General features: G+C 68.1%; 20 protein-coding genes. 8 read left to right on the top strand and 12 right to left on the bottom strand.

Features of this window, described 5'->3' with window-relative positions; translation table 11 throughout:
• Positions 1-11: 11 nt before the first annotated feature.
• Genes HQ306_RS17000 through HQ306_RS16980 form a run of 5 tightly spaced genes read right to left on the bottom strand, consistent with a single transcriptional unit; the run spans position 12 to position 6,282 of the window.
• On the bottom strand, positions 12-1,109 hold the full coding sequence (locus HQ306_RS17000; RefSeq protein WP_222632802.1) for an ABC transporter ATP-binding protein: 1,098 nt from the start codon (positions 1,107-1,109) through the stop codon (positions 12-14).
• 1 nt (position 1,110) lies between these two features.
• Complete coding sequence (locus HQ306_RS16995; RefSeq protein ID WP_222632801.1) at positions 1,111-3,102, bottom strand: beta-L-arabinofuranosidase domain-containing protein; 1,992 nt, start codon at positions 3,100-3,102, stop codon at positions 1,111-1,113.
• A gap of 2 nt (positions 3,103-3,104) precedes the next feature.
• Positions 3,105-4,001 carry a carbohydrate ABC transporter permease gene (locus HQ306_RS16990; RefSeq protein WP_222632800.1) on the bottom strand — a complete coding sequence of 299 codons (897 nt, stop codon included), beginning with the start codon at positions 3,999-4,001 and terminating at the stop codon, positions 3,105-3,107.
• 1 nt (position 4,002) lies between these two features.
• The gene (locus HQ306_RS16985) at positions 4,003-4,947 is read right to left on the bottom strand and encodes a carbohydrate ABC transporter permease (RefSeq protein WP_222632799.1); all 945 of its coding nucleotides are present in this window, start codon (positions 4,945-4,947) and stop codon (positions 4,003-4,005) included.
• A 33-nt stretch (positions 4,948-4,980) separates the two neighbouring features.
• A complete protein-coding gene (locus HQ306_RS16980; RefSeq protein ID WP_222632798.1) occupies positions 4,981-6,282 on the bottom strand; it encodes an ABC transporter substrate-binding protein in 1,302 nt (433 codons plus the stop codon).
• A gap of 245 nt (positions 6,283-6,527) precedes the next feature.
• Between HQ306_RS16980 and HQ306_RS16975 the strand changes: the two genes are divergently transcribed.
• On the top strand, positions 6,528-7,565 hold the full coding sequence (locus HQ306_RS16975; protein WP_222632797.1) for a LacI family DNA-binding transcriptional regulator: 1,038 nt from the start codon (positions 6,528-6,530) through the stop codon (positions 7,563-7,565).
• Positions 7,566-7,587: 22 nt separating this feature from the next.
• On the opposite strand, the gene HQ306_RS16970 is transcribed toward HQ306_RS16975, so the two are convergent.
• Genes HQ306_RS16970 through HQ306_RS16955 form a run of 4 tightly spaced genes read right to left on the bottom strand, consistent with a single transcriptional unit; the run spans position 7,588 to position 12,575 of the window.
• A complete protein-coding gene (locus HQ306_RS16970; protein WP_027504896.1) occupies positions 7,588-9,027 on the bottom strand; it encodes a GntP family permease in 1,440 nt (479 codons plus the stop codon).
• A gap of 28 nt (positions 9,028-9,055) precedes the next feature.
• Positions 9,056-9,688, bottom strand: a complete 633-nt coding sequence (locus tag HQ306_RS16965; protein WP_222632796.1) for a bifunctional 4-hydroxy-2-oxoglutarate aldolase/2-dehydro-3-deoxy-phosphogluconate aldolase — start codon at positions 9,686-9,688, stop codon at positions 9,056-9,058.
• Positions 9,685-11,301, bottom strand: a complete 1,617-nt coding sequence (locus HQ306_RS16960) for an amidohydrolase family protein (RefSeq protein WP_222632795.1) — start codon at positions 11,299-11,301, stop codon at positions 9,685-9,687. Before HQ306_RS16960 ends, HQ306_RS16965 begins: the two co-directional genes overlap by 4 nt.
• A gap of 2 nt (positions 11,302-11,303) precedes the next feature.
• Positions 11,304-12,575, bottom strand: coding sequence for an amino acid deaminase (locus tag HQ306_RS16955; protein WP_222632794.1), 1,272 nt, complete (start codon positions 12,573-12,575; stop codon positions 11,304-11,306).
• Positions 12,576-12,702: 127 nt separating this feature from the next.
• Here HQ306_RS16955 and HQ306_RS16950 point away from each other — a divergent pair, with 127 nt between their 5' ends.
• The 5 genes from HQ306_RS16950 to HQ306_RS16930 are packed head-to-tail and all read left to right on the top strand — an operon-like array spanning position 12,703 to position 16,957.
• Complete coding sequence (locus HQ306_RS16950; protein WP_308115450.1) at positions 12,703-13,719, top strand: sugar kinase; 1,017 nt, start codon at positions 12,703-12,705, stop codon at positions 13,717-13,719.
• Positions 13,716-14,480, top strand: coding sequence for an IclR family transcriptional regulator (locus HQ306_RS16945; protein WP_222632793.1), 765 nt, complete (start codon positions 13,716-13,718; stop codon positions 14,478-14,480). Before HQ306_RS16950 ends, HQ306_RS16945 begins: the two co-directional genes overlap by 4 nt.
• The gene (locus tag HQ306_RS16940) at positions 14,477-14,878 is read left to right on the top strand and encodes a RidA family protein (RefSeq protein WP_027504901.1); all 402 of its coding nucleotides are present in this window, start codon (positions 14,477-14,479) and stop codon (positions 14,876-14,878) included. The genes HQ306_RS16945 and HQ306_RS16940 overlap by 4 nt, the downstream gene beginning before the upstream one ends.
• 33 nt (positions 14,879-14,911) lie before the next feature.
• The gene (locus HQ306_RS16935) at positions 14,912-16,255 is read left to right on the top strand and encodes a DUF2254 domain-containing protein (RefSeq protein WP_222632792.1); all 1,344 of its coding nucleotides are present in this window, start codon (positions 14,912-14,914) and stop codon (positions 16,253-16,255) included.
• A 21-nt stretch (positions 16,256-16,276) separates the two neighbouring features.
• Positions 16,277-16,957: a DUF998 domain-containing protein gene (locus HQ306_RS16930; protein WP_222632791.1), complete on the top strand. Its 681-nt coding sequence runs from the start codon at positions 16,277-16,279 to the stop codon at positions 16,955-16,957.
• On the opposite strand, the gene HQ306_RS16925 is transcribed toward HQ306_RS16930, so the two are convergent.
• The 3 genes from HQ306_RS16925 to HQ306_RS16915 form a co-directional block, all read right to left on the bottom strand.
• The gene (locus HQ306_RS16925; RefSeq protein WP_222632983.1) at positions 16,919-18,499 is read right to left on the bottom strand and encodes an alpha/beta-hydrolase family protein; all 1,581 of its coding nucleotides are present in this window, start codon (positions 18,497-18,499) and stop codon (positions 16,919-16,921) included. The two genes, HQ306_RS16930 and HQ306_RS16925, sit on opposite strands and share 39 nt — an antisense overlap.
• A 117-nt stretch (positions 18,500-18,616) precedes the next feature.
• Positions 18,617-19,066, bottom strand: coding sequence for an SRPBCC family protein (locus HQ306_RS16920; RefSeq protein WP_222632790.1), 450 nt, complete (start codon positions 19,064-19,066; stop codon positions 18,617-18,619).
• 41 nt (positions 19,067-19,107) lie between these two features.
• Positions 19,108-20,148: a ferredoxin--NADP reductase gene (locus tag HQ306_RS16915; RefSeq protein ID WP_308115448.1), complete on the bottom strand. Its 1,041-nt coding sequence runs from the start codon at positions 20,146-20,148 to the stop codon at positions 19,108-19,110.
• A 113-nt stretch (positions 20,149-20,261) separates the two neighbouring features.
• Between HQ306_RS16915 and HQ306_RS16910 the strand changes: the two genes are divergently transcribed.
• Entirely contained in the window at positions 20,262-21,332 is a 1,071-nt protein-coding gene (locus HQ306_RS16910; protein ID WP_261770163.1) for an alpha/beta hydrolase fold domain-containing protein, read from the top strand.
• Positions 21,332-22,201 carry an SDR family NAD(P)-dependent oxidoreductase gene (locus HQ306_RS16905; RefSeq protein WP_222632789.1) on the top strand — a complete coding sequence of 290 codons (870 nt, stop codon included), beginning with the start codon at positions 21,332-21,334 and terminating at the stop codon, positions 22,199-22,201. Before HQ306_RS16910 ends, HQ306_RS16905 begins: the two co-directional genes overlap by 1 nt.

The raw sequence follows: 22,201 nt of genomic DNA, 5'->3' as shown, positions 1-22,201 counted from the left end.
GGCCGGCGGGATCACCCCAGACGCAGACCCGAGGCGGCGTCGAACACGTGCACCTGGTCCGGATCCGTCGCCAGGTGAAGGGTGGTTCCCGGTTTCGGCGCGGCGCGACCGTCGACCCGAACGACGAGAGGGGTGGACTGGTCTTCGAGTGGAGGAGCCACACCGTCGCGTAACGCCCGGCCGTAGACGTACGCGTCGGCGCCGATCTCCTCGACGACGTCGACCTCGATGGTCAGCCCGCTCGCTGCACTCGTGACCCGAAGGGCCTCCGGTCTGACGCCGAGCAGGATGTCACCGGTCACCTTGCGAGTCACCTGGCGCGCGAGGGGCACCCGGAGATCACCGACCACGGCGTGATCGTCGACCGCACGGGCGGACAGTAGATTCATCGCCGGCGAGCCGATGAAGCCGGCCACGAACGAGTTGGCGGGGCGGTCGTACAGCTCGCGCGCGGTTCCGACCTGTTGCAACACACCGGACTTCATCACTGCGACCCGATCTCCCATCGTCATGGCCTCGACCTGGTCGTGGGTGACGTAGAGGGTGGTGACTCCGAGGCGGCGTTGCAGTGCCGCGATCTGCGTCCGCGTCTGGACGCGGAGTTTGGCGTCCAGATTGGACAGCGGCTCGTCCATCAGGAAGACGCGGGGTCGGCGAACGATGGCGCGGCCCATGGCCACTCGCTGTCTCTGTCCTCCCGAGAGAGCCTTGGGTTTGCGGTCCAGATACTCGGTGAGGTCGAGGACGCGTGCGGCGGCCTCCACGCGACTGCGGGTCTCGCTCTTCGACATTCCGGAGATCTTCAGGGCGAAGCCCATGTTGTCCGCGACCGACATGTGTGGGTACAGCGCGTAGTTCTGGAAGACCATCGCGATGTCGCGGTCCTTCGGTGGTAGATCGGTGACGTCCCGGTCGCCGATCGAGATGGTGCCTTCGGTCACGTCCTCCAATCCGGCGAGCATGCGTAACGACGTGGACTTGCCGCAACCGGACGGTCCCACGAGCACGAGGAATTCCCCGTCGGCGATCTCGAGATCGAGTCGGTTGACGGCGGGGCGGTCGGACCCCGGGTAGTGCTGCGTCGTCTGGTCGAATGTCACGGTAGCCACGTCAGGACTCCTCGGTCGGTGTGGAGACGGGCAGGAACACCCGCATGGTGGAGGGGCCGCGCTCGGCCCAGTCGGAATAGGGCCGGAGAACGACGGACACCGAGTCGCCCTGCGGCGCAGCGCTCCCGGGGGAGTGGTACGGCCACGGGTCGCTGTCACGGTCGTGTACCCAGCCGTGCACGCGGATCCTGTCGCCCCCGTCGTCGACAGGACCCCGCGCCGGATCGACGACGAAGTCGTCGACGTGTCGCCGGTCGGGCATGTCGACCGACTCCAGGCAGAGCACCTGTGGCCCGCGTTCCACGGCGACGGTGCCCCGCACGGCGTCGATCCGGGAATCGGCGACCGTGAGACGTGGCGCTATCGGGAGCTCGAGCACGAGGAGATCGCCGGATACCAGCACCCGGGTGGTCGTGACCGTCCCTGGTGCGGCCGAACGGGTCACACCGCGGTCGGTCAGCGTGGCGCCGACCGCCCAACCCGGCACTCGGAAGGTGATGTTGACCGGCGTGGACGGCGCGGAGTCGACATAGACTTCCACGCGTCCGGCTCTCGGGTACTCGGTGCGCATGGACAGAGTCAGCCTGCGTCCACCCGGAAGTGTCGTCGTGATGGTCGCCGGCGCGTACTGGTGCAGCTGGATGCCGTCGTCGTCCGCGGTGGCGAGCAGTGTCTGCAGGCTGGCGAAGGTGCGAGCGACATTGGTGGGGCAGCACGAGACGGCGAACCACGGCGCTCGCAACGAGGACGCCGCGCGCGGAACGGCTCTGGTGGGATCGGGCACCGTTCCCAGCACCCGCTGGTGAAGCGTGTTGGTGTAGAAGAACGCGGTGCCGGAGTCGGACGGCCCCGCGGCGACGACGTTGTAGAGCGTGCGTTCGATGAGATCGGCGTAGCGCGGCGAGCCCTCGGCCAGCAGCAGTCTCCATGCCAGCTGCACGGATCCGATTCCTGCGCATGTCTCGGAATACGCACGATCGGGCGGCAGCACGAAGTCCTCACCGTACGCCTCGTCCTGGTGGCGAGATCCCATGCCGCCGGTCAGGTAGGTGCGCCGCGCGACAGTGTTCTCCCACTGCCGGACGATGGCCCCGAGCAGCTCCGTGTTGCCGGTCTCGACCGCCACGTCGACTGCGCCGGACGAAAGGTAGGTCGCACGGACGGCGTGCCCGCGCAATACGTCTGCCTCGAGAACAGGGATATCGTCCTGGAAGTACGAGCTGCCGAACTCGATTTCTCCGAGTAGATGCCGCCCGCGCCTGTGCACGAACAATTCCGCCTGGTCGAGATAGCGACGGGTGCCGGTGACGCGATAGAGCTCCACGAGTGCCGGTTCGATCTCGGGGTGGCCGCACACGGCGTCGCGCCCGTCGGGACCGAAGACTTCGCACACCAGATCCGCAGCGCGGGTGCACACGGCGAGCAACTCGTCGAAACCGGACGTCCGCGCGCGGGCGACCCCTGCCTGGAACAGGTGGCCGAGGCAGTACAACTCGTGGCCCCATTCGAGATCGCTCCACCGCGCAGGACCGCCCGGGCGGCCGAACACCGTGTTAAGATACCCGTCGCTGTCCTGGGCTGCGGCGATCCGCGCGGTGATCGCTCGGATGCGCCGGTCCACCGCGGGATCGCCACTACGGCCGTGTTCCCATGCGAGCGCCTCGAGCAGCTTGTAGACCTCGCTGTCGGAGAACTCGCGCCCCGTCCTACCGGCGGGAGACTCGCCGGCGGCTGTGGCGTCGAAGTTACCCAGCCACCCCTCGTGCTCGAGCCAGTGTTCGATATGAGCGAGCGTCGCGGCGGCGTTGGCATCCTGGCGGCGTCCCCACGGGCCGCCGGTGATGGTCACCTCGCCGACGCCGAGGGGGCGCAGTCGGGATCGGGTGGGAGCCACCGGCACCACCGGAATTCTCACGTCGGCGCCGGTGGAGTTCGTCAGGTCGTCATGAGTCGACGCCCGAAGTGTGAGAGGCATGGAGGAGGAGTGGGTCACGGTCATCCTTTGAGTGCGCCGGACATGAAGCCGCGGACGTAGTGACGTTGCAGGAGAAGGAAGATGAGGATGCAGGGTGCGGCGAGCACGACCACGCCGGCTTCGGTGGCGCCGTAGTCCACGATGCCCATCGTCTGCCCGCGCAGGTTCGCGATCGCGAGTGGCAGCGGAATCTTGTCGGAGTCCGAGACCAGGATCAGCGGGGTGATGAAGTCGTTCCACGCCGCCAGGAAGGCGAAGAGTCCCACCGTGATCAGTCCCGCACGAACTGCCGGCAGCAGCACCCGGACAAGAGCGGTGAACGTGCCGCAGCCGTCCACGAGTGCGGCTTCCTCGAGTTCCTTCGGCACAGCCTCGAACGAGATGCGCATCATGAAAGTTGCGAACGGCAGCTGGAACATGGTGAGCACCAGCGCGAGTCCGACGAGGGAGTTCTGCAATCCGATGCCGTTGAGCAGGACGTACAGGGGAATGAGGAGGGTTGCGTACGGCACCATCAGGATGGCCAAAGTGCCGAGGAAGAGAATATTCTTTCCCGGGAACTCGAATCGAGCGAAAGCGTATCCGCCCAGGAGCGAGACGACGACGGTGAGCACCACGGTCAAGCCCGACACGAACATCGAGTTGAGCAGGTACTGCCCCACGCCGGCCTGATAGTCGATCAGGGTGCGGTAATTACCCAGACCGATCCCGTCGGTCTGCGCAGTGCCGCCCTGTGGTGACACCGACGAGACCGCCGCCCAGATCATCGGGAACAGGAAGAGCAGGGCGAGGCCTCCCGTGAAAGTGTTGCGGCCCATGGTCGCCAGGGAGCGCGCACGCCGAGGGCGACGCCGTGAGGGTGTCGGCGGTCTGGTCGAGGCTTCGGTCGGCGTCTTCGTGATGGGTGTCGTGGTCATGTCAATCCTTGTCTTTACGAAGACCGAGGAACTGGACGGCGTTGAGCAGGATCAGTCCGGCCAGCACGATGATCGACAGCGCGGCGGCCCTGCCCAGGTCGCTGGAGCCCTGGAAAGCCATGGAGTAGACCAGTTGGACGATGGTGACCGTGCTGTTGTCCGGCCCGCCCTTGGTGAGAATGTAGAACTGGTCGAAGGCAAGCAGGGATCCGGTGACGCAGAGGATCGTCGACAGCGCCAAAGACGGTCGCAACAACGGCAGCGTGATGTGCCGGAACGTCTGCCAGGCACTCGCACCGTCGATCCGCGCGGCCTCGAACACGTCGCCGGGAATGGACTGCAGTCCCACGAGCAGCAGCAGCATGTAGAAGCCGGCGAAGCGCCACACGACCAGGGCGACGGTCGACCACAGCGCCCTGTCCGGGCTACCGAGGAAGGAGACCGGGTCCTCGCTCAGACCGGTCCACCGGAGCAGGGCCGTGAACGGGCTTGCCTGAGGGGAGTACAGCGCGTAGAAGAGCAGTGATGCCGAAGCCAGACCGAGTGCGCTGGGGATGAGGAACGATGTGCGCACGAAGGACGACCAGCGTCCCGACTCCTGCACCAGCAGAGCCATGCCCAGTGCGAGGCCGAGCAGGATCACGGTGGTCACCGCGGTGTACTTGACGGTGAACCACACTGCGGGCCAGAACAATCGGTCGGTGGCCGCGTCGGAGAAGTTACTCGGGAAGTTCAGTCCGCGGTCGCCGGTGAAGAGCCCCCAGTCCGACACCGACATCCGGAAGACGAGGACGACGGGGATCACGAAGAAGACGACGAGGAACGCTGCGGTCGGAGCCGCGTAGAGAATACCCTGCCGTTTCCGGGCCCTTGTGCTTCCCCGCTTCCGCACCAGAGGCGGTCGGGTCGCGCGGGCCGGCGGGGCCGCGGTGGGGGTGCCGGTCATACTCGTACTCCTCGTCGAGTCCGCTGAATGTCTCTACTTCTGGAGAAGATCGGTGATCGCGTCGTTGTCCTGCTGCAGCGTCGACGGGTCACCGAAGACCTGGTTCCGCACCAACGTCGACCACGGGCTGCCCACCGCGTTGAAGGCCTGCTGGAAGTTCAGGGCCTTGGGAGTTCGGCTGTCCGGGGCCGTGGAGACCGAGTTGATCAACTGGACGCGGGGGTCGGCGGTGAACTCGTTGTCCAGGAAGTCGGCTCGGGCGGGCGTCACGTTGTTCGCGGCCAGCACTCCGACCTGCGCGTCCTCGCTCATGAGCCACTGCATGAAGTTCCAAGCCTGGTCGGGGGTGTCCGAGTCCTTGCTGATGCCCAGACCGTCGCCGCCCACGAATGTAGACGTGCCGCCGTCGACACCCGGGATGGCGCTGACACCCACGTCGACAGTCTCGCTTGCCTTCTGCAAAAGCGTTGCGGGGTAGGGCATCACGCCGATCTGACCCTGCTGGAAGGCTGCGGTCCATGTGGCGCCGGTCTCGTCGGCCGCGCCGGGCGCGATCGCGCCGGCATCCTCGAGATCCCGCCACACGCCGTAGATGTCCTGTGCGGTCTCACCGGCCAGGTTCGCGGTAGTTCCGTCGTCCTCGAGAACGTCCTCGCCGCTCGCCCACATCATCGGAAACCAGGTGAAGATGCTGCATCCACCACAATTGCCGCCGAAGTAGGTGCCGTGTGTGTCGGGCTTGTTCAAGGACTCGACGGCGAGTGCCTGATCGCGGAACTCGGTCATCGTGGTGGGGCCCTTCTCCGGGTCGAGCCCGGCCTCTCGATAAAGGGCCTTGTTGTAGAACATGACCGACAGGTCGAGGACGAACGGCAGCACGTACTCCTGGTCCTCGAAGGTTCCCGCCTCGACGATCGACGGATTGATCTCGTCGCGATAGTCGAGGTTGCCGATACGTTCGGTCAGATCCCCGAAGAGGCCCGCCGATGTCCAGTTCGGCAGATACACGGCGTCCGCTGCGAAGAGGTCGGGCAGGTCACCGGAACCGGCCGCCGCGCCCACCTTGGCGACGTAGTCGTCGTTGGGCACCACGGTGAGCTCGACCTGGTTCTGGTGCGACGAGTTGTAGGCGTCGACCAGCAGATTGGCCTGGGCTTCGAGAGGTGCGCGCGTCCAGAGCGTCAGCGTGGTTCCGTCGTCGACGCCCTCCACATTGGACGGATCGCCCCGCACGACGGTCGAGGACGAGCCGCAGGCGGAGAGTGCCACCGTCATCGTGACGACTGCGAGCGCGGCGGCGGCGCGGGTGGTGCGGCGGCGTGGAGTCCACGTCATCGTGTTGCCTTTCTGGTGCGCGGCATCGACGCCGCATCGGAGCGAAACGTTTCGGAGTGACAGGTGGTGCGGGAACTGGTGATTCTGCTGAGTGCCTGCACTCGGCGGTCCGATGTCGTCGCCAAGTGTGATCCACGTCGCTAAAACGTTTTCGGACCATAGCGCCGTTTCAGCACGCGGGTCAACCCCTGCCGTCTAAAGTCGTGTCGGAGAACAGCCCGCGTCGGGGGCTGCGAAGGAGGGCGATGAGCGTCGAAGAGGTGCCACCGAAGCGTCGGGGGCGGTCGGCCACACTGCGTGACGTAGCGACACTGGCGGGCGTCTCGATAGCCACGGCATCGAAAGCCCTCAACAATCGTCGACACGTCGGCGCCGAGACCCGCGTCCGGGTGCAGTCGGCCGCTGATCAACTGGACTTCTCGCCGAACGCGTTGGCTCAGGGCATGGTGGCGCAGCGCAGCGGTACCGTCGGTCTGATCACGTCGGATCTCGTCGGACGGTTCAGCATTCCCGTGCTGCGGGGGGCCGAGGACGCCTTCGGGTCGGAACGCATGTCGGTGCTGCTGTGCGATGCGCGCGAGGACCGCATCCGCGAGCAACATCACCTGCGCGCACTCATGTCCCGGCGCGTCGACGGTCTCATCGTGGTGGGTGCGCGCCCGGACCCGAGGCCGTCACTGGGAAAGGAACTGGAAGTACCCGTCGTCTATGCGTACGCGCCGTCCGACGACCCCACCGACATGTCGGTGGTCGCGGACGACCTCGTCGGCGGACGACTCGCGATGGATCATCTGCTGGTCTGCGGTCGACGCAGAATCGCCCACATCACCGGCGATCCCGGCTACGGAGCGACGCAGGAGCGCGCCCGCGGCGCGAGCGAACGTCTCCAGGAGGAGGGGCTGCAGCTCGCCGGCGGGGCCGTGATGTTCGGCGAGTGGTCGGAGGCCTGGGGCAGGGGAGCGACTCGGCTGCTGTTGGAGCGTCAGCCGGATCTGGACGCTGTCTTCGCGGGGTCCGACCAGATCGCGCGCGGGGTGCTCGATGCGCTGATCGAAGCGGGGCGCCAGGTTCCCGAGGAGGTCGCCGTGATCGGTTTCGACAACTGGGAGGTGCTCGCGACCGGGTCGCGCCCACCCCTGACGACGGTCGATCCGTCGCTGGAGAACATCGGACGCGCGGCCGCGATGCGACTCGCGGCCGCGATCGAGGGGAATGTCGGGAGTGGGATCGAGGTGGAGCCGTGCCGCCTCGTCACCCGCTCCTCGACTGCCCCTCTGCACTGAGCCGTCCTGCACCGAGGATCGATCAGCTCACGATCGCGAACAACACCCCTGCCACGGCGAAGCTGACGACCGACAGCACGGTCTCCAACACGGTCCACGTCTGCAGCGTCTGCTTGACGGTGAGGTTGAAGAACTTGGCGATGATCCAGAACCCGCCGTCGTTGACGTGGCTCAGGATGATGGAGCCGGCAGCGATGGCCATGGCGATGAGCGCGACCGACATCTGCGAGTAGTCCTGCGCCGCGACGAGCGGTCCGACGATGCCACCGGTCGTGACGATGGCGACGGTGGCCGACCCCTGCGCGATGCGCAAAGCGCAACTGATGATGTAGGCGAGCACGATGATCGGCAGTCCCGCCGCGGACATGGTGTCCGCGAGTGCGGTGCCGATGCCGGTGGCCGAGATGACCTTGCCGAAGAACGCGCCGGCCCCGACGACGAGGAGCAGCATGCCGACCGGGCGGAGCGATTCGCCGGTGAGAGTGGACAACTCCTGCACCGTCGAACCGCGGCGGATGCCCAGGACGTAGAACGCGATGAGCACCGCGATGAGCAGAGCGACCGCGGGGGTGCCGAAGAACGTGAGGACCTGGAGCAGGTTGCCCTCGTCGAGCAGAATGGTGCCGAACGTGGCGCCGAGGATGAGCACCAAAGGCACCGCGATGATGGCGCCGATGGTCGCGACGGACGGGGGAGTGGTGACCACGGGACGCTTCGTCTCGACGGCGGTGCCACCCGACGTGTGCGGTCCGTCGTCGTCGGCATCGTTGACGAAGTCCTCGGGCACCTCGACGATGATGCGCTTGCCGATGTAGCTGCCCCACACGAGACCTGCCGCGATGAAACCGGGGATGCCGCAGATGAAGCCCATGAGAATCAGCCAGCCCAGGTTGACCTCGAGCAGGCCGCCCAGAGCGACGGGGCCGGGGTGCGGAGGCAGGAACGCGTGCGTCATCGACAGGCCCGCGAGCATCGGAAGTGCATACAACACCAACGACTTTCCGCCTTGTCGCGCCGCGACGTAGACGAGCGGGGCGAGAACGAAGATGCCGATGTCGAAGAAGACGGGGATGCCGAAGATGAGGCCGAGCAGACCCATAGCGATGGGTGCGCCGCGATCACCGAAGACGCCGAGGAGCTTGGCGGTGAGTGCCTGCGCACCACCGGACCTCTCGAGGATGGCACCGAGGACGGTGCCCAGTCCGATGATGACGGCGATGTGGCCGAGGATGCCGCCGAAGCCCGTCTCGAGAATCGAGTCGCCGCTCTTGATGGCGGTACCCACGATCTGCGACACCGGGAGTCCGGCTGCGACAGCGAGTCCCAGGCCGACGATGAGGAGGGCGATGAACGGTTCGAGCTTGACCTTGATGATGACGACGAGCAGGACCGCGATCGCGATACCGCACAGAACGAGGAGTCCGGGAGTGGACGTCCTCAACCAGTCGACGACGGAACCCATGAGGTTGCCTTTCGAAGTATGTGGAGAGTCAGCGGGAGAGTGAGTGGACGAACGAGGTGGCGCGAGCGGTGATGTCGTCTAAGAGCCCGGCCGCGACCGCGGCCGGTGGAACGACGTCGGTGCCCGCGGTGACGGCGACGGCGCCGCGGGCGAGATAGTCGGCGGCATTGTCGGCATTGACGCCGCCGGACGGAACGAGGGGGACGTCGGGGAACGGTCCGCGGAGATCGCCGAAGTAGCTGGGGCCGAACAGCTTCGCGGGGAAAACCTTCACCGCGGCGGCGCCCAGATCGAGCGCCGCCATGATCTCGGTGGGCGTGAGCGCGCCCATCATGACGGGCACGTCCCGTTCGTGCGCCACCGCGGCGACGTCGGGACGCAGTCCGGGAGTGACGAGGAAGCGTGCACCGGCGTCGATGGCGGCGCGAGCCTGATCACCCGTCATCACGGTGCCCGCACCCATCACGGCACCGGACGACGACGCGGCGCGCAGGCAGTCCAGCACGTTCGGTGTGGTGAAGGTCAGCTCGACGGCGCGCAGTCCGCCGGCGACGAGGGCGTCGGCCAACGCGGCAGGGTCGGGAATGGACGGGGCGCGGACCACCACCAGCGCGCGGTCCTCGAGAATCGTCGCAAGTGCGTCATCGAATCGGGTCTTCATGAGGTTCTTCCGTGAGAGGTGCGGCGGAGGGAGCGGCCGGCGAGTGTTCCGGTGGGGACGCCGTCGCGCACGGCGAAGGAGCCGTTGACGAGAACGTGCGCGATGCCGACGGCCTGCTGCTTGGGGTGGTCGAAGGTGGCGGTGTCCCGGACGGTGGCCGGATCGAAGACCACGAGATCCGCCGCGTGGCCCTCGCGGACGAGACCACGATCGGTGAGACCGAGTCGTGCGCCGGGCCGTCCCGTGAGGTGATGGACGCAGTCCTCGAGCGACATCAGGCCCTCGTCGCGGACGTAGTGACCGAGGTAGCGCGGGAACGTGCCCCAGGCCCGCGGATGCGGACGCTCGCCCACCAGGATGGCGTCGCTGCCGCCCATGTGGTGGGGATGCACCATGATGGCGCGCACGTTCTCCTCATGCCCCACGTGCTGCAGGATGGTGGTGCTCAACGCATCTCGCTGGAGCACGTCGAAGAACACGTCGACGGGTGCGCGGCCCTCCTCGGTCGCGATGTCGAGGACGGTCTTCCCGACGTAGGGGTCGAGATCCGCGTTCGCGACGCCGCTGAGCTGGATCGTCTCCCATTCCACCGTGACGCCGTGGCATCCGTCCGAGCCGTAGCGATTCACGTCGTCGGTGATGCGGCGCCGCACGTCGGGATCGTCGAGACGGCCCAGCGCTGCATCGGGTCCGCCGGACATCGCCCAACTGGGCAGCAGCGCGGACAGGGTGGTGGCGCCGGGCAGGTAGGGATAGGTATCGAGCGTGATGTCGCACCCGTCGGCGATCGCGGCGTCGACCATGTCGAGGAACTCGCCGGCGCGGCCCTTGTTCTCGCCGAAGTTCATGGTGGCGTGGGTCAGGTGCAGGGCGCAGCCGGTCTCACGCGAGAGGTCGATCATCTCCCGGTACGCGCCGAGAGCGTTCTTGCCGTAGGAGCGAGTGTGCGGAGCGTAGAAGCCGCCGAACTCGGCGACGACCTCGCACAGCGCGCGCAGTTCGCCCGTGTCGGCGTACATCCCGGGCGTGTAGGTCAGTCCGCTGGACATTCCGACGGCGCCCTCGGACATGCCTTGTGCCACCAGCTCTCGCATCTGGTCGATCTCGGCGGCGGTAGCGGGACGCTGATCCGCCCCGACGGCCAGATAGCGCAACGTTCCCTGCGGCACCAGGTACGCGGCGTTGGGGGTGATGCCCCGGTCGAGCCGGTCCAGATACTCGGCGACCGAGCGCCACGTGATGTCGAGATCGGTGGGATTGCCGTTCCACCCGGAGATCTGACGGCGGATCACCGCAAGCGTCTCGTCGGAGACGGGTGCGTAGGAGAGGCCGTCCTGACCGAGCACCTCGGTGGTGACGCCCTGGGTGATCTTCGGAACGTGTCCGGGCGCGGTCAGCAGTCCGAGGTCGGAGTGGGCGTGCATGTCGATGAAACCCGGTGCGACGACGTGGCCCCGGGGCACGTCGACGACGGTCTGCGCGTCGGCGTCGGCGACGGTGCCTGGTGCCGCGACCCGCGTGATGCGTCCGTCGTCGACGAGAACGTCGGCGCGGACTCGGTCGGACCCGGTGCCGTCGACGACGTCACCGCCGCGAAAGAGGATGTCCGCCATGATCAGAAGAAGGTGTGGACGAGGTCGACGATGCGCGGGTTCGCCGCGTCGGCGTCGTCGACGACCGGAAGCAGACGCCACTTGTCGAACGCCGTGCAGGGATGCGACAGGCCGAGCCGTGCGACCGTCCCGACGGGAACGTCGTCGCGGGCCGTGCCCGGCGTCCGGAGGAAGGCGTGCTGATCGTTGAGCGCCGAGATATGGTGCCCCGCTTCCGCGTCCCGGCCGCCGATGCGCTGCGGTGTCGGCAGCCCCTCGTCGAACGGGAAGTCGCGCTTGCCCGCATCGAGCAGTGCGAGTTCGGGTTCCGGACGCGACACCACCCGCGCCCAGCCGTGCATCGCGGAGGACAGGTGCTGCTCGCCGACGCGGGAGGCGATGAGCGGGGAGATGTCGGCGTAGAAGCCGTCGTCGTGCACCACGTAGGCGCCCGAGCGCAGCACGACGGCCGTGTCGTCGTCGACGACCGACGAGAGCCGCTCGACCACCAGGTCCTGGTACGCGCTCCCACCCGCGGTGACGATCGCCCGTCCCTCGTACAGGCCGTCGGCGGCGAGACCGGCGTGCAGGGCGGCGACCTCGTCGAGGTAGGCGCGCACGGCGTCCAGTCCTGCGGGTGTGCGGTCGTGGGCCAGCGCGCCTTCGTATCCGCCCACGCCGGCGAGGGTCACCGACGGCGACGAGGAGATCGCGGCCGCGACGCGTCGCGCCTCGTCCACGCTGCGTGCCCCGGTGCGGCCGTGCGGCCCACCGAGTTCGACGATCACCGGGATCGGTCGTGTCACGGCGCCCAGGATCTCCGTCATGCGTGCCACGGTGTCGACACTGTCTGCCCAGCAGACGAACTCGACGTCGTCGTGAGCGTCGAGATCCGCCGAGATCCAACGGAGCGTCACCGGGTCGATCAGGGCATTGGCGAGAAGGATGCGCTGCACGCCGAACGCGCGAGCGAGCTGCACCTGCCACCCGGTGGCGAGGGTGATTCCCCAACTGCCCGCCTCGAGCTGCTCGGCCCACAGCTGCGGCGCCATCGTGGTCTTGCCGTGCGGTGCCAGACGCATGCCGGCCGCATCGGCCCACCGCGCCATCACATCGATGTTCGACGTGAGGTGGCGGCGATCCAGCGTGACGACAGGGGTCGCGAACTCGGCGAGAGTGGGCGCCGTCGCCAGGTAGTCGCGCACGGTGCGGCCCCACGCGGCGGGTGGAACGGACTTGTACTCGGGGCCGAGAGCGCGGTCGTGCAGCGCCTCGACGGCGGCCTTGTCGATCATCGAATCCTCCTGCGCCGGATACGGCGCTGTAGCGTTGCGTATGTTGCAACGCTGATTGCAAACTGTGTTCGGTGTCGTTAGTCTGCAACGAACAGGGACAACTCGCAAGACATCGAAGGGAATTGATGTGAGATCACCCGGCGCGGCGACTCCACGGGTGGTGTGTGTCGGTGAGGGACTCGTCGTCATGGTCGCGCAGCCCGGCCCCCTCGAGCACTCGGACACGTTCGAGCGGTCGGCCGGGGGAGCCGAGGCCAACGTCGCGCGGGTCCTCGCCCAGTTGGACGTCGAGGCGTCCTGGCTCTCGCGCGTCGGTGACGACGGCTTCGGCCGCTACCTGACGGAGACGCTGCGCGCGAGTGGGGTGGACACGTCGGCGGTGATCGTCGACCAGACCCGCACCACCGGCATGTACGTCAAGGAGCGTGGATCGGGCAGCGGTCACGCGTCGGACCTGCCCGCCGGGGAAAGCCGAATGACCTACTTCCGCAGCGGTTCCGCCGCCAGTGCGCTGTGTGCCGACGACATCCTCGGGGCAACTACGGTGCTCGCGGCGGCCGACCTCGTCCATGTCAGCGGCATCACGCTCGCCCTGTCGGACACCGCGCGCGAGGCTGCGGCCGCGCTGGCGTCGTCGCCCGGTCTGCTGAGTTTCGACCTCAACCACCGGCCCCGCCTCTGGGCCACCGGGAGCGCGGATGACGTTCTCGGAGAACAGGTTCGGCGCAGTGACATCGTGCTCATGGGTGCCGACGAAGCGCAGGAGGTGTTCGGCACCGGAGACCCCGACGCGCTGCGTGCCCTGTTCCCCGAGCCGCGCCGCCTGGTGATCAAGAACGACGCCCACGTGGTCGTGGGATTCGACGGCGCCGAGCGTGTCGACGTCCCGGCTCTGCGGTTGTCGGTGGTCGAGAAGATCGGTGCGGGAGACGCGTTCGCGGGTGGCTACCTGGCCGGAGTGCTCCGGGGCGACGGCCAACAGCGGGCGATCAGGCTGGGGCACCTGTGCGCCGCCGGCGCCCTCACCGCGCACGGCGACGCCGCCCATCTGCTTCCGCTGCACCGTCTCGACGCACTGGTGACATCCTCGGACGAGGAGTGGTCGAGCATCGACTACGACGCCGAGAGGGGAATCGCCGTATGAGTCAGAGTGTGTCCCGCGCGCTCAGCTTGCTCCGCGTGCTGGCCGACGGTCCGCGATCGCTGGACGAGTTGGCCGCCCACCTCGACGTGCACAAGACCACGGTCCTGCGACTGCTGCGCGCAATGGAGGCGGAGCGCTTCGTCCAGCACGACCACGAACATCGCTACCGGCTCGGGTCGACGCTTTTCGAGCTCTCCAACCGGTCGTTGGAGCAGCGGGACATCCGGACGCTGGCGCGGCCGTACCTCGCGACACTGAACGCGGAGACCAAGCAGACGATCCACCTCGCCACCTACGAGTCCGGGGAAGCCGTCTACATCGACAAGTTCGACGCGACGCAGAGCGTGCGGATGTACTCCCGTGTCGGGCGCCCGGCGCCGTTGCACTGCACCGCCGTCGGGAAGATCCTGATCTCCGGGCTGCCTGCGGACGAGCAGGTCCGCGTCGCCCATCGCATCGAGTACACCCGCTTCACCGACCGCACCATCGACACGCCCGAGCGCTACCTCGAGGAACTGGCCCTCGTGACCCGTCAGGGATACGCCGAGGACCACGAGGAACACGAGTCGTTCGTCAACTGCATCGGCGTGCCGGTGCGCGACGGAACCGGCTCGATCGTCGCCGCGGTGTCGATGTCCGTGCCCGACATGCTGCTCGACCACGCCCGCGTCCTCGGCACCCTGCCGCAGGTGCGCGCGGTGGCCGAGACCATCTCCGCCGAACTCGGCTGGAGTCCGACCCCGACGAAGGAACCCGCATGACCGACAAGATCGCCGTCCTCACGACCGACGCGCCTGCACCCGCCCACACCTTCTCGCAGGGGGTGCGCAAGGGCCCGTTCGTCCAGGTGTCCGGGCAGGGACCCGTCGACCCGGCGACCAACGAGTACCTGTACCCCGGCGACGTCGCGGCGCAGACCACGCGAACGCTGACCAACGTCAAGGCCATCGTCGAGGCGAGCGGTGCAACGTTCGACGACGTCGTGATGCTGCGGGTGTACCTGACGAAGCGTGAGGACTTCGCCGTCATGAACGAGGCGTACGGCGCATTCGTCCTCGAACACACGAAGGGTGATGTCCTGCCCTCTCGCACAACGGTGTTCACCGGACTGCCGCGCGAGGAGATGCTCGTCGAGATCGACGCGATCGCGGTGGTCTGACACGTCGACCCACCGTCAGGGCACCATGAACCCATGAGACGACGGTGGGTACGGCTGCAGGGCACGTTCTGGTTCGTTCCTGCGGTCCTGGGCGTCGCTGCCGTCGTCCTGGCTCAACTCCTGGTCGCTCTGGACCGGTGGCTCCTCGATCGGGGCATCGGGATCGGCGGGTCGCTGCTCTATCACGTGGGCGCGAGTGGCAGCCGGGACATCCTCGGCGCCATCGGCGGGTCGATGCTCGGCGTGGCGGCGACGTCCTTCTCCATCACCATCTCCGTTCTCGCGACGGCCAGTTCGACCTACGGCCCGCGACTGGTGCGAAACTTCATGGCGGACCGCGGGAACCAGGTGGTGCTCGGCATCTTCGGGGCGACCTTCCTCTACGCACTGATGGTGCTGCGCTCGATCCGGTCGCTCGACTCGGACGGCGACGTCTTCGTACCCGACATCGCGGTGAACGTCGCCGTGCTCCTCGCGGTGCTCGATGTCGGCGTGCTGGTGTACTTCATCCACCACATCGCCCAGTCGATCCAGGTGGCGACGCTGTCCTCGCGCGTGCGGGACGAACTCTCCGCCGCTGTCGACGAGCTCTACCCGACGGAGCCGCCGGCCGACGCGGCGTCGGATTCCGAGGTGACGCTGCCCGACCACGTCGACACGGTGCGTGCTCCGCGTTCCGGAGTCGTCGTCGACGTGGACGAGGACGCGGCGTTGTCCTCGGCCGTCGACGCCGATGCCGTCGTGGTGCTGCTCTGCAGACCGGGCGAGCACGTGATCGAGGGAGACGCCGTCGCGGAGTCACGACGGTGGAGCGGATCCGCCTCCGCGTCGCACCTGCGCGAGATCGAGTCCGCGGTCGAGATCGGCGACGAGCGGACTCCGCAGCACGACATCGAGTTCGCCGTCGAGCAGCTGGCCGAGATGGCGGTGCGGGCTCTGTCCTCGGGCACCAACGACCCGTACACCGCTCGCAATGCCTTGGACGATCTGTCCGTCGGGATGGCCACTCTCGTCGGTCGTCCGCCGCCGTGTGGTGCCAGGACCGACGACGCCGGGACGGTACGGATCGTTCTGCGTCGGGTGCCCGTGGTCGACCTGATCGACCACGCGCTGGGAGCTGTTCGGATCTACGCGATGGCGAGCCCCATGGTGGTCGCTGCCGGTATCCGGATGGCGGAGCGGCTCGGTGCGGCAGCGACCGCGACCGCGTCGATCGACCGCGTCCGGTACCACCTCGACCTCCTCGATGAGGCGTGCCGACGGGAGATGACGGATCCGGCAGGGCGGGCCTCGTGCCTCGACCAGATCGACCGCGCGCGTGGGCGTCTCCTGACGGTCGCCGTGTCCGGCTCACCGTCAGGCACAGTGGAGTCGTAGATCCGCTGCCGAAAGGACCCTGTGCAGACCCGCCTCGCCTCCCTCGGGCTTCTCTCCATCCTGCTCGGCGCCGCGACGGTCGTCGTCCTCGACGTCGTCACCGCACTCGGGTCGCCCGCCCATCTGCGCCGCACCATCAGCGAGTACGGGCTGGGCGCGCAGCAATGGGTGTTCACGGCCGGGGTGCTGCTCCTCGCCGTCGGATCCGGCGCCGTTCTCGTCGCTGCCGTCCGGCAGTCGTTGCTGCGCGCGTCGTCGGTCGCCGCGGTGGCGATGACACTGTGGACGGTGGGACTCGTCGCCGTGGTCGCGGTTCCCAAGCAGGACTGGAGCAACGACGCGACGCTCGGACTCGGCGGCGCGGTGCACCGCGCGGGCGCCGCGGTCGCGTTCGTCAGTATCCCGGTGGCAGTGATCGCCCTCGCCGCGCCGTGGATCCGGTCGAGCGAGTATGCCCGTCACGCCCGACGGACGTTCGTGCTGGGTGTGCTGTCCGTCGTGGCCATCGCGCCCATCGGGTACGCGTTGCTCGTCGGCATGACCACCTCGACACCCTGGTACCGCGTCGTCACCCTCGGCCACGTCGAACGGATTCTCGTCGTCGTGGAGGTGATCGCGCTGATCTCGCTCGCGTGGTGGGTCCGCGCGAGCGCGCTCAGGGAGTCACCGCATCGCGTCGGTGACGCGGTCCACCAGCTCTGAGTCGTCGACGTTCAGAATGGGCGCCCACATGGAGGCCGCATCGGCGCCGTAGGCGTGACCGTGGCCTTCCGGCACCTCGGCGGCGAGCGCCATGTCGAGCGTCACCTGCCAGAAGGTGACCAGAGGGATCCACGTCATCCCCTTGTCGACGTCGACGCCGCGCGGTTCCCGGAGCCAGTCCGGCTTGCCGAACAGCAGGTCGAACGACCACCAGACGATCGGATCGCTGGGGTGCTGCCAGTACACGATGCGCGGGCTCTCCCAGTCCACCAGACCGGGTGCGTCGAGATCGGACGGCTCCGCGGCGAAGCGGACGTTCTGCCCGCCGTAGATCACGGGCAGGATCTCGGGGCTGCCCGGGTCCCGTGAGTCGGTGACACGCGACCACTGCTCGGAGAAGTTGGGCGTCCCCACCCACAGCGCGCCGTCGGTGCGAGCCAGCATGTCCTGCACTCCGGAGAAGGCGTCCTGGCCGCCGTACGACCCGAGCGATTCACCGAAGGTGAGGAGCTTCGGGCGATCGCTCTCGGGACGGTCCTGCACGCGCTGGTAGACGGCCTCGAAGACGGCGCGGCCCGCGATGAGCGGGGTGTCGCGATCGGCGAGGAACGCCAACGGACTGGGCAGGTACGAGTACTGGACCGCCGCGATCGCCGTGTCGCCGCCGGCGAGGTACTCGAGTGAGGACGCGACGGACGCGTTGACCCACCCTCGACCGGTGGTCGTCGCGATCGCCAGGTACTCGCGATCGAAGGCGCCGGTTCGGTCCAGTTCGGCGACGAGTCGGTCGGCGAGCGAGTCGACGGTGTCCCGGCCGAGGCCGAGCCCGTCGGCGTCGACGGACTTGCGTCCCGCATAGACCCGGATCGGGGTGAGGGCGGGCCGTCCCGTCACGGATGCGATCTCGCCCGACGTCGGGCCGCCCGCGACGAAGGTGCGCCCCTCGCGGCCCAAGGTGTCCCACTCCTCCTTCGACTCGGGCGAGCCCGAGCGTTCGGGAGCCGACGGTCGTTCCACGCCCTCGGCGCTCCCGGTGTCGGCCGCAGCGGCGGACCCGTTGGAGATGCGTGAGATCCCGGTGGCAAGCAGCCCCTCGACGGCGAACACCAGCACCACACCGACGGCGACGACGGCGAGACCGCGCGAGACGGGCGGCGGGAGAACACGACCGATCAGTGCGATGAGAAGGTCTGTGACGCGGCGGATTCCGCGCGCCAGCGTGATCACCAGGACGACGACGATCGCGGCGACGACGAAGACTCCGGCGTAGTCCCACGACTGGCTCGGCTCGATGCCCACGAGTTCGCGGGAGATGTTCTGCCACCACGCCCCGAGGACGAGGAACAGCGGGAGCACGACGACTGCGGCGGCGCCGATCGCGTACCAGCCCCACCGTCTCAGTCGTTCGGGCCACTCGCGAGTGAGCTCCATCCGCCGGACGCTCCACACGACGAGAACGCCGACGCCGTAACCGCACGCGACCGAGAGGCCCGTGGCGACGGCCTGCAGGTACCACGGTCGGGGGAGAAGCGACGGGGACATCGACCAGCAGTAGAAGACCAGTCCGACGACGAGGCCGATCGGCTCGAAGCGGGAACACCACCGCCACAGTGCGGTGGCAATACGTCCTCGCTGGTCCTTCGTGGTCACCGGGTGAGTCTAGGTGCTGCGCGGCGACTCCAACCGGGAGCGCAGGGTCCGATCGGTGACAGAGATCCCCTGGTTGACGAAGGGTTCGACCACCTTCGCGAGTGCCTTGCCCGTGAACCCGCCGGGGAACTCGTAGCGGAACTCGACGTCGGCGACGCAGTGTCCGTCGTCCACGGGGGTGACCACCCAGCGAGAACTGGTCTCGAAACCCTTCACCGACGACAACGCGATGACGGAACCGTCGACCCACTCGACGATGTCCACCGTGGAGTGCAGAGCTTTGGGTCCCAGCTTCATCTCGGCGTCGAAGCGGTCACCGGTGCCGCGCGACACCGGTCCGACGGGGACGAACGAGGTGACGCCGAACATCCAGTCCGGCACGTTCTCGTACGAGGACAGATAGTCGAAGGTCGCCGACGCCGGTGCGGCGATCTCGACGTGCTTGGTGATGACGGGCATGAGGTCTCCTGGTGCGGCTGTGGTGTCAGGGATTCGGTCGGTCAGTCGATGCGGATGGTGAGAGCGTCGGACACGGGCACCGACTGGCAGGCCAGGCGCACTCCCCGGTCGAGCTCGTACTGATCCAGCGTGTCGTTGACGCGCATGTGCACGTCACCGCTGACGAGAGTGAACGCGCAGGCGCCGCAGTTGCCCTCGCGGCACACGAACGGGGCGTCGATTCCCTCGGCGAGCATGGCGTCGAGCAGCACGGTGTCGGGTGCGCAGTGGAACGAGTGATCGTCGCCCTCGACCTCCGCGGACACGGGAACGCCCGTGGCCGAGGACGTCTCGACGAGGGTGGTGTGGAACGGGTCGGTGGTGATCGACGTGAACACCTCACGGTGGATGTTCTCGGGCGACATCCCCGCCGCAAGGAGCCCCTGCTGCGCCACCTCCATGAACGGCCCCGGCCCGCAGAGGTACGCGTCGGCGTCGGCGATGCCGGAGACGGCGTCGGTGAGACCGGTGGCAGTGGGCAGGCCCGACGCCGACTCGTGCCAGTGCCGCACCGTGAGGCGGTCCGGATGCTGCTGCTGCAGATCGTCGAGGGTGGCGGCGAACATGACCGAGTCCGGGTCTCTGTTCGCGTAGAACAACACGACCCGTCCGTCGTGCGACGCCAACGCGGTCTTCAGGATGGACATCACGGGCGTGATGCCGCTGCCGGCGGCGACCAGGACGAGCGGGCGATCCCATCGCGCGGGAACGAAGGTGCCCGCGGGAGCCAGTGTCGTCAGTGCGGATCCTGCCGTCGCGGTGTCGCACAACCAGGTGGACCCGAGGCCGCCCGCGGTGCGCTTGACGGAGATCGCGGGGCGCTCGCCGGTGTCGGGACTGCTCGACAACGAGTAGCACCGTGCGGCGGAACCGCCGTCGCTCAGAGGAATCTCGACCGTGAGGAACTGGCCCGGGCGGTAGCGCAGGGCCTCGCCGTCGGCGGTGGACAGGACCAACGTCACCGCGTCCGCCGTCTCGCGGATCACCTCGTCGACCTGCAGTCGGAGTGTGCGGACGGCGGTGTCCGCGGAGTCGATCGCCACGATGTCTTCCCCTCGTCGGCCGGGTGTGTCCGGCACTCCGGACTACACCGAAGATTGTTTCATTGAACTATAGGCCATTGACAAATGGCACAGTCATCCGTGACGCTTCCGGCATGACATCGACGCGTCCGATCCCCGAGCGGGGGTCCCTGCGGTCCCGCGCCGCGGCCCGAGCCACGCAGTCGACGTTGCGACCCATCGCGTCCCGACTGCCGTTCGGACGCGGCGGCGAACGCGTCGCCCGCGTCCTCGTCGAGGTGGCCATGCGTGCCTGCGGCGGAATCGCACCCGGCACGGTCGTCCGCACCGTGCGCGAGGACGGTGTGGTCGGGGAGTGGGTCGACGCGCGGGCAGGCCGGAGGCCGGTCGAAGATGGGGCAGGCCGGAGGCCGGTCGAAGATGGGGCAGGCCGGAGGCCGGTCGAAGATGGGGCAGGCCGGAGGCCGGTCGAGGGTGGGGACGGTTCCGTGGACACCGCCGACCCGATCCTCTATCTGCACGGCAGCGCGTACGCGATCTGTTCCGCACGGACGCACCGCGGCTTGGCGTCGCGTCTCTCCCGCGCGACGCAGCGTCCGGTCTTCGTGGTCGACTACCGACTCGCCCCCGAGTTCCCTTTCCCCGCCGCAGCCGACGACGTCGAGCGGGCGTACCGCTGGCTGCTGTCGAGCGGCCACGCACCCGAGTCGGTCGTCGTGGCCGGTGACTCGGCGGGCGGTCACCTCGCGCTGGACCTGGTGCTGGACAACGCCCGACGATCGGTTCCGCAGCCTGGTGCGGTCCTCCTGTTCTCGCCGTTGATCGATCTGACCTTCACCCTCGCGCAGAACCGGGAGCGCATCCGTCGCGACCCGATGATCTCCGCAGCGGCGGCGCGGGCACTCACCGCGCTCTACACACGCGGCGAGAATCCCGACGGGCGGCGCCTACGACTGGCGGTCGAGGCGGGAACGGCACTGCCGCACTTCGTGGTTCAGGCCGGCGGTGCGGAGATGCTCGTCGCCGACGCCGAGCACCTGCGCGATCTGGTGGTCGATGCCGGTGGCACCTGCTCGCTCGAGATCTGGCCCGACCAGATGCACGTGTTCCAGGCTCTGCCGCGCATCAGCCCGGAAGCGGACCGGGCACTCGCCCGCGCCGCGCACGCCCTGACAGCTCTCCATCGAACAGAGACGAGACACTGATGTTCTCTCGACCCAGACCACGCCTCACCCACGGGGCGGACGCCGTGGTCACCGGCGCCGGCAGTGGCATCGGCCGCGCCTTCGCACTCGAGATCGCCCGCCGCGGTGGCCGCGTCGTCTGCGCGGACATCTCACTCGAACGCGCCGAGGAGACGGTGCGGATGCTCGACGGCCCCGGCTTTGCCGTCCAGTGCGACGTCGCCGTGCAGTCGCAGGTCGAGGATCTCGCGCTGTTCGCCGAGCTCGAGTTCGGTGGCGCGCCGACGCTCGTGATCAACAACGCCGGCGTCGGCATCGGTGGCAAGCCGGTGGGCGACATCGGGTTCGAGGACTGGAACTGGGCGCTCGGCATCAACCTGTGGGGAGTGGTCCACGGCTGCGAGACGTTCGTTCCGCTGCTCCGTACCGCGGGTCGCGGCGGCATCATCAACGTGGCTTCCGCCGCGGGATTCGCGGCGGCACCGACGATGGGGCCCTACAACGTCGGCAAGGCGGGCGTCATGTCACTGTCCGAGACTCTCGCGGCCGAACTCTCCGGGTCGGGTGTCCACGTGACCGTGCTGTGCCCGACCTTCGTCAAGACCAACGTCGCGGTCGACGGTCGCATCACCGAGCGCTCCACGGAACTCGCGCAGAAGTTGATGCGGTGGACCGGCTTCTCACCCGAGCGGATCGCCGTCACCACGCTCGACGCGCACGACAGGAACCGCCTCTACGTCGTGCCCCAGCTCGACGCGAAAGCCATCTGGCTGACGAAACGGCTCCTCCCCACCCTCTACACCCGCGGAGCAGGGCTGCTCGACCGCCTGCTCCCCGGCGAGCCCGCCCCACAGTCCCTTCCCGCTGTTTCCGCCTCGACAGGAGTATGA

The sequence above is a fragment of the Rhodococcus sp. BP-160 genome, assembly GCF_019836205.1.
In the GTDB taxonomy this organism is placed as follows: Bacteria; Actinomycetota; Actinomycetes; order Mycobacteriales; family Mycobacteriaceae; genus Rhodococcoides.
Note: the sequence above shows the minus strand (reverse complement) of the source record. Positions and strands in the feature narration are given on the sequence as shown.

Excerpts from the sequence above, each read along its gene's own strand:
- HQ306_RS16940 (WP_027504901.1), top strand. The coding sequence starts at position 14,477 with ATGACCGACAAGATCGCCGTCCTCACGACCGACGCGCCTGCACCCGCC.
- HQ306_RS16905 (WP_222632789.1), top strand. The coding sequence starts at position 21,332 with ATGTTCTCTCGACCCAGACCACGCCTCACCCACGGGGCGGACGCCGTG.
- HQ306_RS16960 (WP_222632795.1), bottom strand. The coding sequence starts at position 11,301 with ATGGCGGACATCCTCTTTCGCGGCGGTGACGTCGTCGACGGCACCGGG.
- HQ306_RS16935 (WP_222632792.1), top strand. The coding sequence starts at position 14,912 with ATGAGACGACGGTGGGTACGGCTGCAGGGCACGTTCTGGTTCGTTCCT.
- HQ306_RS16980 (WP_222632798.1), bottom strand. The coding sequence starts at position 6,282 with ATGACGTGGACTCCACGCCGCCGCACCACCCGCGCCGCCGCCGCGCTC.
- HQ306_RS16920 (WP_222632790.1), bottom strand. The coding sequence starts at position 19,066 with ATGCCCGTCATCACCAAGCACGTCGAGATCGCCGCACCGGCGTCGGCG.
- HQ306_RS16925 (WP_222632983.1), bottom strand. The coding sequence starts at position 18,499 with ATGTCCCCGTCGCTTCTCCCCCGACCGTGGTACCTGCAGGCCGTCGCC.
- HQ306_RS16945 (WP_222632793.1), top strand. The coding sequence starts at position 13,716 with ATGAGTCAGAGTGTGTCCCGCGCGCTCAGCTTGCTCCGCGTGCTGGCC.
- HQ306_RS16965 (WP_222632796.1), bottom strand. The coding sequence starts at position 9,688 with ATGAAGACCCGATTCGATGACGCACTTGCGACGATTCTCGAGGACCGC.
- HQ306_RS16955 (WP_222632794.1), bottom strand. The coding sequence starts at position 12,575 with ATGATCGACAAGGCCGCCGTCGAGGCGCTGCACGACCGCGCTCTCGGC.
- HQ306_RS16910 (WP_261770163.1), top strand. The coding sequence starts at position 20,262 with ATGACATCGACGCGTCCGATCCCCGAGCGGGGGTCCCTGCGGTCCCGC.
- HQ306_RS16970 (WP_027504896.1), bottom strand. The coding sequence starts at position 9,027 with ATGGGTTCCGTCGTCGACTGGTTGAGGACGTCCACTCCCGGACTCCTC.
- HQ306_RS16975 (WP_222632797.1), top strand. The coding sequence starts at position 6,528 with ATGAGCGTCGAAGAGGTGCCACCGAAGCGTCGGGGGCGGTCGGCCACA.
- HQ306_RS16985 (WP_222632799.1), bottom strand. The coding sequence starts at position 4,947 with ATGACCGGCACCCCCACCGCGGCCCCGCCGGCCCGCGCGACCCGACCG.
- HQ306_RS16990 (WP_222632800.1), bottom strand. The coding sequence starts at position 4,001 with ATGACCACGACACCCATCACGAAGACGCCGACCGAAGCCTCGACCAGA.